This is a genomic window from Bacillus nitratireducens (assembly GCF_001884135.1).
GTDB classification, from domain to species: domain Bacteria; phylum Bacillota; class Bacilli; order Bacillales; family Bacillaceae_G; genus Bacillus_A; species Bacillus_A nitratireducens.
The window spans coordinates 19,289-31,409 of sequence record NZ_MAOC01000078.1; the positions used below are offsets into that span (position 1 = coordinate 19,289).

Genomic DNA, 12,121 nt, shown 5'->3' on the forward strand with positions numbered 1-12,121 from the left:
ATATAATAGGTAGAAGGTTTTCATATTATTATAATTAATTTACAAGACGCTGTGCTTCACGTAATTGGAACGTTCTTACTGTACGTGGTAAGAAACGGCGGATTTCGTCTTCGTTGTAACCTACTTGAAGGCGCTTCTCGTCAATCATAATTGGACGACGTAAAATCCCTGGATAGTCACGAATCATCTTATATAAATCTTGAAGTGGTAAAGACTCTAAGTTTACATTTAATTCTTGGAAAACTTTTGAACGAGTAGAAATAATCTCATCCGTTCCGCTTTCTGTCATACGTAAAATCTCTTTAATTTCCTCAATCGTTAATGGATCTGAGAAAATATTACGTTCTGTATAAGGAATATGATTTTCCTCTAGCCATAATTTCGCCTTTCTACAAGACGTACAGCTTGGAGAACTATATAATGTTACCATACAAAGCTCACTCTCCTTAAAGAGTACAAATTCTGTACTAATTACAGTTTAAATTTCTAACTTCCGCAATTTTTCGCGATAACTTGTCTTATAGCAAAGTAAAAAATCGCAATTCATGTAAGCAACAATAATTACTTTTAATAAGTAACTTCTATAATCATTATACAATAGTTTTTCCAAGAAATATACAGTAAATTTACTGCTAGTTGAGAAAACTTCTCCGTGTATTCCACTGCTATGTAACATGATTACACTCACTTTAACTGTCATCTAACAACAATCTTCAATCCTTTTGACACCTACTTTTTACAATATACTTCATGTTATATACGATTGTTTTTTCATAACATGAATCGCCTAAAGGAGAACGTTTTCTTACCTTTTCCCAATAATTCAATTGAGAAATGTAAGACCAAAAGCTAAAACAAAACAAGAACACTTGTTCTTATATTAACAAATCTCATCCCTCATGTCTATAAGATTTCTAAAATTAATCAAAATTTTTCTGACATTTCTTTCTTTTTCACCTTTTATCTCATACAATAAAAATACAGACAGGCAAAGGGGGAATTTGCATATGATTGCTTTTTTTACTGATTTTATCATTGTTGCTACCCTCATCATCGGAATAACAGCATTGATTGGTGTCATTACAAATAGTATCGGTGAAAAACTCTTTGGTGGAAAAGAAAAAATGAAGTTTGTTAACAAAAGTTTAGATGTACAATCTGGCTGGAATCAAGTTGGCGGAAAAGGCATTTATAAAAAGCGTACGTACTAAAAAAAGCAGGTAATCACCTGCTTTTTTTGTTATTTCTCTACTGATGCCCATTTGAAGCTTACTTCCCCGCCATATTTATGGTTGTACATATCTTTAATTGTTTCTCTTTGTAAATATGCTCTACCACGTTGATATACTGGAACAATCGCAGCATCATCAAGTAACATTTTTTCTGCTTCTAATAAGTTTTTCCAGCGAGCGTTTACGTCGCTTCCATCTTTCTTCGCTTTCATAATAATCTCATCGTACTTCGGATTAGAATACTTCATTTTATTTTGTGCCCCGTCAGTTACAAACATATCAAGATATGTAACTGGATCTGGGAAGTCTGCACTCCATCCAGAGAATGACATTACAAAGTCGCCCGCATCTTCTAATTTTAGTTTTTGCGCGAATGGCTGTTGTTTAATTTTCACTGTTAAGCCTGGTAAATTCTTTTCTAATTCACCTTTTAAATATTCACCAGTTTTCTTCGATAATTCAACATCTTCATTTAATAGCTCTAATTCAATTTCGTTTTTACCAAGCTCTTTTTTACCAGCTTCCCAATACTTTTTTGCTTCTTTTACATTTGGTTTTATAATATCTCCATTTTCAGCACGGAAATCTTTTTTATCCGGTCCTTTAATGAAATTGTCAGGAATTAATCCCGTCGCTGGCTTAGAACCGTTATTTAATAATGTATCAACGAATGGTTTACGGTCAAAACCAAGAGAAATTGCTTTACGAATATTTTTATTTGCTAAAGCTGGATCTTTTTGATTTAAGCGAAGGAAGAATACAGAAGTATCTTCTACCGTTTTGAAATCTGGTTTTCCTTTATATTTATCGATGAACTCTGCTAATAACGTCGCTCGATCGACTGCGTTTGTTTCATATAAATTAATTGGCGTAGACGTATCTTTTACAATATTAAAGTTTACTTCCTCAAGCTTCACTTCTTTATTGTCCCAATATGATGGGCTCTTTGTCATTTTGAAGCTACGTTCATGTTGCCAATCACTTAATGTAAATGGTCCGTTATAAAGTGTTGTATTTGCTTCTAAACCAAACTGTGCACCTTGCTCTTTCACATACTTTTCATTCACAGGATAGAAGATCGGGTAGACCATTAAATCAACAAGGTATGGAATAGAATTATCCAATTCTACTTCTAATGTATGATCATCAATCGCTTTCACGCCCAATTGATCTGGACTCATCTCTTTTTTATTAATTTTCTCAGCATTTTTTATATCGTACATAATATACGCTGATTTCGCAGCTGTATCTGGATTAATCGCTCTTTGCCATGCATACACGAAATCTTTCGCAGTTACAGGGTCACCATTTGACCATTTTGCATCTTCACGTAATTTGAATGTATATTTTTTACCGTCTTCTGACTTCTGGAATTCCTTCGCTACACCTGGCACTAATTTATCATCTTTACCAAGGCGGTATAGACCTTCCATCGTATTATTCATTACTTTTGAAGAAACTGCATCAGCTGATAACGCTGGGTCCATCGTTGGAATTTCTTGTGTTTCAATTAAATTAATAACTTGCTTCGCACCGCTTTTCCCGCTATCCCCTTTTGCGTTCGCTTGCGGTTCATCTTTTTGATAGCCACATGCCCCTAAAATCATGCTCATCGCTACTGTTGATGCTACAAAAACTGGTATCTTTTTTTTCATACTTCCACCCCTCCAAAAAATGTTAGCCCTTTCATTTTCAAACAGAAAGAAATATATATATGTTCTAATAATTCATATTATACACACAAATATAATCTTTGTATATTTATATTTCTATTTTATTAAAATTTTCTGTTAAAAAATAATCCCTTGAAAACGTTTCACATTGCTATTTTCCCTGACCAAAACGCCAAAAAACATTATTTTTATATTTTTCTAAATTATCAGATAAAAATAAATTTTATATTCTATAATATTTTACGTATAATTATCCTTCTCTTATTAACATAAAATGGAGGTCTCTTCATATTAAAAGTATGTAGGTTAAAATGAGTGCAATGGCTATGAAAGTATGTTACGATACACTTTGCTAAAAATAGATATCGGTAAAGAGGGGACAGATATGACAGCAATTCACTCAAAAAGTGGGCCAACTGAGAAACTAAGTTTATTCCTATTAACATGGCCTATTTTTCTAGAAGTTTTTCTTTTTATGTTGATGGGGATCGCTGATACTTTTATGTTAAGTGCATTATCAGACGATGCTGTATCTGGGGTTGGTGCAGCGAATCAATATCTCCATATCGCTATTTTGGTACTAGAAGTAATCGGGAACGGCGCTGCAATCGTCGTATCTCAATACCTCGGTTCCAAACGTTTTATGGAAGCATCTAAAATATCAGCATTAGCCGTCACATTAAACTTAGTGGTCGGACTCGTTATAAGCGCTGCTTTTCTTTTATTTTCAAAACATATGATGATGGCAATGAATTTACAAGGCGATGTACTAATGTATGCACAAAGTTATTTATCCATCGTCGGAGGAGCTATTTTCCTTCAAGCTATTATTAACTCATTAGCCGCAATTATCCGTGTTCACGGCTTTACAAAGCAGGCAATGTTCGTTTCGCTTGGAATGAATATTATTCATATCGCCGGAAACTACGTACTTATTTTCGGGAAATTCGGTTTCCCTGAACTTGGTGTACAAGGGGCCGCGATTTCTTCCGCTGTCAGTCGACTACTGGCACTTATTGTGTTCTTCTGGTTACTATACCGCGTTATGGAATACCGTGTGAAATTACAATATTACTTCACTTTATCAAAAGAATACGTTGGCAAAATATTAAAGATCGGCATTCCATCTGCATTCGAACAAGTCATGTATCAAGCTTGTCAAATTGTCTTCTTATATTACGCAACATACTTAGGTACAGAATCATTAGCAGCAAGGCAATACGCTACTAACATTTCTATGTTCACTTATTTATTCGCTATTGCAATCGGTATGGGAACAGCAATTATTATCGGGCGCCTCGTTGGCGGTGGTGAAAAAGACGAAGCGTATGAACGCGTATGGAAAAGTGTAAAGTGGGCGATTGGTGTCACTTTATGTATGGTCGCTCTCGTTATTACATTCCGCACACAATTAATGGGACTATTTACAGATAATCCGCACATTATTACATTAGGTGCGTCAGTTCTTTTACTAAGTGTACTACTTGAAACAGGACGTACGATGAACATCGTCATTATCAATTCACTTCGTGCAGCTGGTGATGCAAAATACCCAGTTTTAATCGGTGCATTCTCTATGGTGTTAATGAGTTTACCACTCGGTTACTTTTTCGCCTTCCATTTAGATATGGGGCTCGTTGGTATTTGGCTAGCGATTGCTATTGATGAATGGACGCGTGCCATTATTATGTTCTTCCGCTGGAGAAGTAGAGCGTGGGAACGTTATGCACTTGTTAAACCAAATGAGCAAGATGAGAACGTTTCTGTTCAGGCGCAGTAACACTCCTTTAATCGAGATGAAGTCATTTTTAAATGAAATTTGCATTGGAGAGTCTTTAAATAGTAGAAAAAGCTGTTCCAACAAATTGTTGGAACAGCTTTTTTTAATTATACTTTTCAATTTCTATCTTCAATTCGTCAATGTTCTTATTAGAAATCGTATCCGATATTGTATGATCCAATTGATTTTTTAAAATATATGTTTGGTTATCTTGTTTCTTTTTAACACTTAATCTCTCTTCGTCTACATGTAATAAGTTTGACTGTAAATACGCTATATCATTTTCATCAAACATTATGGAAAATGGTTCAATTGCGCCAAAGTAATGATTCATATTTTCATCTTTTTTCAAAAATAACATGTATTTCTTCCCAATCTCCGGCTTTATATAAAGAGGGTCTTCATTTACAACCTTACTATTCGAATCATCGATTTCAATTTGTTCTGCGTATCGATAATTAATTTTCACTCTATCTTGTAAGGAGTCTCCTTTTAAAACTTCTTTTACGTTAAAATTGTATAAATGGCCCTCTACATAATTCTCCTGATCTTCTTGACTAATGTCTTGTGGATTACGCGCCATATTCCAAGTTGAATGAAAGCCATCATAATTGCCTATTGCAACTACATCGGCTTCCTTAACCATGTCTTCTAATCTACTTGTGGATGGAAAATCTTTAGTTATTACAATTGTTTTATCTTCGACTTCTCCAAAATAAATACTATATCCCCCTATACTTAAGCAAATTGCGAAAGGAACTGCCAACAAAATGAATTTCAATTTTTTATTCATTATATATCCCTCCTTACTTTCACTTATAAATTGCATTTACACCATTCACATCATCTTTTTGAGGAACATGCATTTTGGTACGATCTCTATCACTATTCATAATAGATGTCCCTGTATTATGATCGAGTCCTAATGCATGTCCTAATTCATGAACAGCCGTACTTTTAGCGACATTTGATTTCGTGATATTTGTATTACCTGCATTAATGTCTCCAGAAAACTTCGTAACAATTTTATTATTTAGTTGAACAATCATTCTTCCATAATATGTGGACGAGGATTCATACCACGAATTTAATGTGTGCACCGAAGATCCGTGATAAAAGAATTTGGCATTAGCTGCACTATTTTGCCAAGATGAAATAGCATCCTGCCAACCACTCTTTATTACACTGCTTCCCGATAAACGGTCACCCCATTTAAAACTTTGGGTTTTTGTCGATAATTTGTATCCTGTCTTTTCATACGCATTTGACACATTCAAACTACTACCTACTATGAATACTATTCCAATAGCGACGAACATCGAAATAATTTTTTTCAACAAATTACTTCCTCCCCATTATTTTTAATAGATACTCGTTCTCTTTCATGATTCTATAAATCTTTTCGTTTACTATATATACACAAACGCTTCTATTTCAAAAACACATCATGATGTATATCTACATATTAGTACTATCTCTTTCACCAATCAAAATAATAAAATCAGCTTTTCCTACTAAAAAAACACTTATTTTCTAGTCTCAAAATAGAAATAAACTTATAAAAAATTCTTTTTTATAAGTTTAGATTAAGTAACAACTATTGAGATAAACTAATTTTAAAGCAACTCTATCCTGTCATCCCTTCCATCAATAAAAAAGCCACTCTTCCGTAGCGGAAGAATGGCTTTTTTATTATTGATAAATCTCTTTATATTTCTTATACTCTGCTTCAGAACATAATACGAAATGTCCTGGGCGAATTTCACGCATTGTTGGTACTTCGCTACCATAATCATGCTGCGTTGGATCGTATACGATACGTTTACGATTGCGCTCATAATCTGGGTCTGGAAGTGGAATTGCTGATAGTAATGATTTTGTATATGGATGCATTGGATTCTCATATAACTCTTCACTTGTTGTCAGCTCAACGATTTGACCACGGTACATTACACCAATGCGATCACTAATGTATTTTACCATCGATAAATCATGGGCGATGAATAAGTATGTTAAACCTTTTTCTCTTTGTAACTGTTTTAGTAAGTTTACAACTTGCGCCTGAATCGATACGTCAAGTGCTGAAATTGGTTCATCCGCAATGATAAATTCAGGTTCTACAGCTAGCGCACGAGCGATACCGATACGTTGACGTTGTCCGCCTGAGAATTCATGCGGGAAACGGTTCGCGTGTTCTTTATTTAAACCAACTGTATTTAACAGCTCGTGAACACGGTCCATACGCTCTTTTTTGCCTTTTGCCAGTCCGTGAATATCAATACCTTCTGCGATAATATCCCCTACTGTCATACGAGGATTTAGTGATGCATATGGATCTTGGAAAATCATTTGCATTTTACGGTTGAACTTCTTAAGTTCTGCGCGTGATTTTTTACCATGTACATTTTCACCATCGAACAACACTTCACCGGCAGTTGCATCGTATAAACGAATAATCGTTCTTCCAGTTGTTGACTTACCACAACCAGATTCTCCTACAAGTCCAAATGTTTCACCGCGGTAAATATCAAATGAAATATCATTAACTGCTTTAACAACACCACCACTCACATCAAAGTGTTGTTTCACATTTTTTACTTCAATTAATTTCTCACGTTGTTTAGTCATGTTGTTCACCTGCTTTCATTTGAAGAATACGTTTTTCAACAACTGCTGGTGGTTTTACTTCTGGCGCTTGCTCATGAAGTAACCAAGTTGCCGCATAATGTGTATCACTTACTTTAAATAAAGGTGGTTCCATTTCAAAATCAATTTTCAGCGCCTGCGGGTTACGTGGTGCAAAAGCATCACCCTTTGGCGGTTTTAATAAGTCAGGAGGCGTTCCTGGAATCGCATATAGTTCGTCCTCTGAACCATCTAAGCTTGGCATAGATGCGATTAAGCCCCATGTGTATGGATGTTTTGGATTGTAGAAAATTTCATCAACAGTTCCAATTTCAACAACTTTACCAGCATACATAACCGCAACTCGGTCTGCAACGTTTGCCACTACACCTAAATCATGCGTAATGAAAATGATTGCTGCTTCTGTTTTTTGCTGAATGTCCTTCATAAGTTCTAAAATTTGCGCCTGAATTGTAACGTCTAGCGCTGTTGTCGGCTCATCGGCAATTAATAATTTCGGATTACAAGCTAACGCCATCGCAATAACTACACGTTGTCTCATACCACCTGAGAATTGGTGAGGATATTGTTTTAAGCGCGCTTCTGGATTTGGAATACCTACAAGGTCGATTAATTCTAAAGCAACTTTACGTGCATCTGCTTTACTCATCCCTTGGTGTTTAATAAGACCTTCCATAATCTGATTACCAATTGTCATCGTTGGATTTAATGATGTCATTGGATCTTGGAAAATCATCGCAATATCTTTACCGCGTACTTGCTGCATTTCTTTTTCTGTTAGTTTCGTTAAGTCACGACCTTCAAATACGATTTCACCGTTTTTAATACGTCCTGGAGGATTCGGAATTAATCCCATTAACGCTTTAGAAGTAACTGATTTACCAGAACCAGATTCTCCTACAATCGCTAATGTTTCTCCTTTTTTTAAATCAAAAGTAACGCCGCGTACAGCTTGTACTTCACCTGCATGTGTATCAAAGGAGACTTGCAAATCTTTTACCTCTAGCAATGTTTTCATTTTTACTTCTCCCCTCTTTTACTTACGCATTTTTGGATCTAACGCGTCGCGTAATCCGTCTGCCATTAAGTTGAATGCTAAGATTAACATACTGATGACAACCGCTGGGATGAACATCATATGTGGATACGTTTGAATTGATTTATAACCATCGTTTACAAGAGAACCAAGTGATGCGAATGGTGGCTGAATGCCTAGCCCGATGAAGCTTAAGAATGCTTCACCAAATACCGCTGTTGGAATTGTAAACATTGTCATTACGATAATTGGTCCCATTACGTTCGGAATTAAGTGCTTCACAATTAACTGTGTATTTGTTGCCCCTAATGTACGAGATGCTAATACATATTCTTGGTTTTTTAATTTTAGGATTTGTCCACGAACGATACGCGACATCCCTATCCAGCCTGTAATTGCCATCGCGAGTGTAATCGACCATATACCTGATCCCATAATGATTACCATTAAAATAACGATGATTAAGTATGGAATACCGTTAATAATCTCCATAATACGTTGCATAATATTATCTACTCTGCCGCCATAGAACGCTGAAATACCTCCGTATGCAACCCCGATTACTAGATCAATCGCTGCTGCTAAAAGAGCGATATATAATGATACACGTGTACCTTCCCATGTTCTTGTCCATAAATCACGACCAAGATCATCTGTACCAAACCAGAAGTACTCTTTAATATCACGTTTTTCATATTGGTCAACACCATATTGATCTGTACCGTCAAATGGTAGCCAATGAATATTTTCAATCACTGGAATTTTCGGTGGCATTTTCGCACGACCTAAATCCTGCTCTTTATAAGAATGCTTACTTACCATCGGTCCTATAATTGCTAGTAGTACAATAAGCATTAATAATACGAAACCAAACATTGCACCTTTATGTTGGAACAAACGTCTTCTTACATCTTGCCAAAACGTTAAGCTTGGACGGGCAATGACTTCATTATCAACATTACTTTGATTGGCTGGTTGAAATAAATCTGGAGATAATTTTTGTACATCTTTCATCATTTTTTCCCTCCCGCTAAACGAATACGAGGATCAATAATTCCGTATAAAATATCGACAATGAAAATAACTAAGATGAAGATCGCACTATAGAAAATTGTAGTTCCCATAATAACTGTATAGTCATTTACTGTAATCGATTTAACGAATTGTTCCCCAAGTCCAGGTACAGCGTAAATTTGCTCAATAACTAGTGTCCCTGTAATTAATCCTGCAACCATTGGTCCTAAAATTGTTACAACTGGAATTAATGCGTTACGAAGTGCGTGCTTGATAATGATAACGCCTTGGCTAATTCCTTTCGCTTTCGCTGTTAAAATGTAGTCAGCTTGCATAACCTCAATTAACTCTGCACGAGCGAAACGTGCGATTGTTGCGATAACTGCCATCGATAAGGCAATTGTAGGCATTACTGTAAACTCAGGTCCTTTCCAGAATGCTACTGGGAACCAACCAAGTTTTACCCCTACGAAATATTGTAGTAATGCGGCGAATACGAATGATGGTACCGACATCCCGAGTACGGAAATTATTGTCGCCCCATAATCGACCCACGTATTGTTACGAAGTGCCGCAACGATTCCTAAAATTAATCCGATAAATGTTCCTAATATAATCGCTTGTAAACCAAGTTGTGCTGATGGTCCAATACGATCCACAATCATATCTGTTACTGGGCGGTTATCATATTGGAATGATACCCCTAAATCACCTTTTGCTAAGTTACCTAAGTAACGTGCATATTGAACTGGTACCGGATCATTTAAACCATATTTTTCAAGAATGATTTCTTTTTGTGCCGGTGATAGTTTCTCCTGGTTTTTAAGCGGAGAACCCGGAAGTAATTTCATCAAAAAGAAAGTCAGTGTAGTAATTAAAAATAATGTCAAAGCCATGTACACGAAACGTTTTAATACATAACGTCCCATAGTCAAGCACCTCCCCGTTTTTCTCAAAAGCAATAAGATAGTTTGAAATATTCTTACTTTTATTTTTTTAAAATAAGAGCACATGCCCATCATAGGCATATACCCTTATTCATGATGGAAACCATTTTTAGTTTTTGAGTTCAACCCACTTATAGCTAAATTCTCCGCCATATTTATGTTCTAATAGGCCTGTAATTGAACTACGTTGTAAATATGCCTTTCCAGGTTGATATACTGGAGCAATCGCTGCATCTTCAAGCAGTTGTTGTTCTGCTTTTAATAGAGCATCCCAACGAGCTTGTACATCTACTTCTGTTTTGGCTTTCTTAATTAGTTCATCATATACTGGATTTGCGTAATTCACTTTATTTTGCGAATTACCTGTTGTATACATTTCAAGGAATGACATTGGATCCATATAATCTGGACTCCATCCCGCATATGACATCGCATAATCTCCACTTGCTTCAAGTTTTAATTTTTGTGCAAATGGCTGCATTTTTGTTGAAACTGTTAAACCTGGTAAGTTCTTTTCGAATTGTCCTTTTAAATACTCTCCGATTTTTTTAGCATCATCAGTATCAAAGTTTAATAACTCTAACTCTACTTTGTCTACACCAAGTTCTTTTTTACCAGCTTCCCAATATTTTTGGGCTTCTTTAACATCCTCTTTTATAAGCTTTCCGTTCTCTTCACGGAAGTCTTTTCCGCTAGGTCCTTTTGCCAAACCTTTCGGAACAAAACCATACATTCCTTCTGAACCATCGTTTAAGATAACTTTTCCGATATTTTCACGTTCAAAGGACATCGCAATTGCTTTTCGGATATTTTTATTTGCTAAAAACTTATTTTTTTCATTTAAGCGAATGAATTGTGTAGATGGTCTCTTAATTGTTTTAAAATCAGCATCTGATTTGTATTTATCTACAAACTCTGATGTTAATACTACACGATCAATTGCTTTTGTTTCATATAAATTTATAGCCGTTGAACGATCCTTAACAATATTGAAGTTTACTTCCTCAAGTTTTACTACTTTATTTTCCCAATACGTCGGGTTCTTCGTCAATTTGAAACTTTGTTCATGCTTCCATTCATTTAAAACGAATGGTCCATTGTAAAGTGTCGTATTGGATTCTAATCCGAATTTATCTCCTTGTTCTTTTACAAACTTCTCATTCAAAGGATAAAATGTTGGATAGACTGTTAAACTTACAAAATAAGGAACAGGGTTGTCTAATTCCACTTCAAGTGTGTGATCATCAACGGCCTTTACACCAAGTTCTTCAACTGGTAACTCTTTTTTGTTAACTTTCTCCGCATTTTTAACATCAAATAGTATGTAAGCAAACTTGGCACCCGTATTTGAATCTACAGCTCTTCTCCAAGAATAAACGAAGTCTTTAGCTGTTACAGGCTCACCGTTAGACCATTTCGCATCTTCACGTAATTTAAATACGTACTTTTTACCATCCTCTGATTTCTCATAGGATTTAGCGACACCTGGAACGAGTTTATCATCTTTCCCCAGACGATATAATCCTTCCATTGTATTATTCATGATGTTAGAAGATGCTGCATCTGTTGATAACGTCGTATCCATTGTTGGAATCTCAGCTGTTTCAGTTAGGTTTAACACTTGCTTATTTGAGGCTTTTTCTTTTGCGCCTGCTTTGTTATCTTCTTTTTGATAACTACAAGCTCCTAACATACTCACTGTCAACGTTGATGCAATTAATAACGGTATCTTTTTCTTCATGTTGTATTGCCTCCCCTAATTGCACTTCCTGTACCCTCACTTGTAAAAAAGT

12 protein-coding genes are annotated in these 12,121 nt (G+C 35.6%); 2 read left to right on the forward strand and 10 right to left on the reverse strand.

Going from position 1 to position 12,121, the window contains the following annotated elements:
* Positions 1-34: 34 nt before the first annotated feature.
* Together spx and BAU23_RS31055 are read right to left on the reverse strand one after the other, a co-directional pair.
* Complete coding sequence (spx, locus tag BAU23_RS20515) at positions 35-430, reverse strand: transcriptional regulator Spx (RefSeq protein ID WP_000258267.1); 396 nt, start codon at positions 428-430, stop codon at positions 35-37.
* 450 nt (positions 431-880) lie between these two features.
* A complete protein-coding gene (locus BAU23_RS31055) occupies positions 881-1,081 on the reverse strand; it encodes a dithiol-disulfide isomerase (protein WP_406910695.1) in 201 nt (66 codons plus the stop codon).
* On the opposite strand from BAU23_RS31055, the gene BAU23_RS20525 reads away from it, so the two are divergent.
* Complete coding sequence (locus BAU23_RS20525) at positions 1,008-1,211, forward strand: hypothetical protein (RefSeq protein ID WP_000559981.1); 204 nt, start codon at positions 1,008-1,010, stop codon at positions 1,209-1,211. The genes BAU23_RS31055 and BAU23_RS20525 overlap by 74 nt on opposite strands.
* A gap of 29 nt (positions 1,212-1,240) precedes the next feature.
* On the opposite strand, the gene BAU23_RS20530 is transcribed toward BAU23_RS20525, so the two are convergent.
* Positions 1,241-2,887 carry a peptide ABC transporter substrate-binding protein gene (locus tag BAU23_RS20530; RefSeq protein WP_000727241.1) on the reverse strand — a complete coding sequence of 549 codons (1,647 nt, stop codon included), beginning with the start codon at positions 2,885-2,887 and terminating at the stop codon, positions 1,241-1,243.
* Between the two features lie 352 nt (positions 2,888-3,239).
* Here BAU23_RS20530 and BAU23_RS20535 point away from each other — a divergent pair, with 352 nt between their 5' ends.
* Positions 3,240-4,685: an MATE family efflux transporter gene (locus tag BAU23_RS20535; RefSeq protein ID WP_002074941.1), complete on the forward strand. Its 1,446-nt coding sequence runs from the start codon at positions 3,240-3,242 to the stop codon at positions 4,683-4,685.
* Positions 4,686-4,788: 103 nt separating this feature from the next.
* On the opposite strand, the gene BAU23_RS20540 is transcribed toward BAU23_RS20535, so the two are convergent.
* From BAU23_RS20540 to BAU23_RS20570, 7 genes are all read right to left on the reverse strand, one after another.
* Positions 4,789-5,478 carry a hypothetical protein gene (locus tag BAU23_RS20540; RefSeq protein ID WP_001035554.1) on the reverse strand — a complete coding sequence of 230 codons (690 nt, stop codon included), beginning with the start codon at positions 5,476-5,478 and terminating at the stop codon, positions 4,789-4,791.
* Positions 5,479-5,497: 19 nt separating this feature from the next.
* A complete protein-coding gene (locus tag BAU23_RS20545) occupies positions 5,498-6,004 on the reverse strand; it encodes a matrixin family metalloprotease (protein ID WP_002074942.1) in 507 nt (168 codons plus the stop codon).
* A gap of 373 nt (positions 6,005-6,377) precedes the next feature.
* A complete protein-coding gene (locus BAU23_RS20550) occupies positions 6,378-7,313 on the reverse strand; it encodes an ABC transporter ATP-binding protein (RefSeq protein ID WP_000166341.1) in 936 nt (311 codons plus the stop codon).
* Entirely contained in the window at positions 7,306-8,349 is a 1,044-nt protein-coding gene (locus tag BAU23_RS20555; RefSeq protein ID WP_000854345.1) for an ABC transporter ATP-binding protein, read from the reverse strand. The genes BAU23_RS20550 and BAU23_RS20555 overlap by 8 nt, the downstream gene beginning before the upstream one ends.
* An 18-nt stretch (positions 8,350-8,367) precedes the next feature.
* Positions 8,368-9,384, reverse strand: coding sequence for an oligopeptide ABC transporter permease (gene opp3C / locus BAU23_RS20560; protein WP_000974094.1), 1,017 nt, complete (start codon positions 9,382-9,384; stop codon positions 8,368-8,370).
* Positions 9,381-10,310 carry an oligopeptide ABC transporter permease gene (opp3b, locus tag BAU23_RS20565; RefSeq protein ID WP_000534165.1) on the reverse strand — a complete coding sequence of 310 codons (930 nt, stop codon included), beginning with the start codon at positions 10,308-10,310 and terminating at the stop codon, positions 9,381-9,383. Before opp3b ends, opp3C begins: the two co-directional genes overlap by 4 nt.
* Before the next feature lie 127 nt (positions 10,311-10,437).
* Positions 10,438-12,069 (reverse strand): peptide ABC transporter substrate-binding protein, encoded by a 1,632-nt coding sequence (locus BAU23_RS20570; protein ID WP_000727201.1) that lies wholly within the window; start codon positions 12,067-12,069, stop codon positions 10,438-10,440.
* Positions 12,070-12,121: the final 52 nt, after the last annotated feature.

Excerpts from the sequence above, each read along its gene's own strand:
- BAU23_RS20555 (WP_000854345.1), bottom strand. The coding sequence starts at position 8,349 with ATGAAAACATTGCTAGAGGTAAAAGATTTGCAAGTCTCCTTTGATACA.
- BAU23_RS20570 (WP_000727201.1), bottom strand. The coding sequence starts at position 12,069 with ATGAAGAAAAAGATACCGTTATTAATTGCATCAACGTTGACAGTGAGT.
- BAU23_RS31055 (WP_406910695.1), bottom strand. The coding sequence starts at position 1,081 with ATGACACCAATCAATGCTGTTATTCCGATGATGAGGGTAGCAACAATG.
- opp3C (WP_000974094.1), bottom strand. The coding sequence starts at position 9,384 with ATGATGAAAGATGTACAAAAATTATCTCCAGATTTATTTCAACCAGCC.
- BAU23_RS20545 (WP_002074942.1), bottom strand. The coding sequence starts at position 6,004 with ATGTTCGTCGCTATTGGAATAGTATTCATAGTAGGTAGTAGTTTGAAT.
- opp3b (WP_000534165.1), bottom strand. The coding sequence starts at position 10,310 with ATGGGACGTTATGTATTAAAACGTTTCGTGTACATGGCTTTGACATTA.
- BAU23_RS20540 (WP_001035554.1), bottom strand. The coding sequence starts at position 5,478 with ATGAATAAAAAATTGAAATTCATTTTGTTGGCAGTTCCTTTCGCAATT.
- BAU23_RS20525 (WP_000559981.1), top strand. The coding sequence starts at position 1,008 with ATGATTGCTTTTTTTACTGATTTTATCATTGTTGCTACCCTCATCATC.
- BAU23_RS20530 (WP_000727241.1), bottom strand. The coding sequence starts at position 2,887 with ATGAAAAAAAAGATACCAGTTTTTGTAGCATCAACAGTAGCGATGAGC.
- BAU23_RS20550 (WP_000166341.1), bottom strand. The coding sequence starts at position 7,313 with ATGACTAAACAACGTGAGAAATTAATTGAAGTAAAAAATGTGAAACAA.
- BAU23_RS20535 (WP_002074941.1), top strand. The coding sequence starts at position 3,240 with ATGTTACGATACACTTTGCTAAAAATAGATATCGGTAAAGAGGGGACA.
- spx (WP_000258267.1), bottom strand. The coding sequence starts at position 430 with ATGGTAACATTATATAGTTCTCCAAGCTGTACGTCTTGTAGAAAGGCG.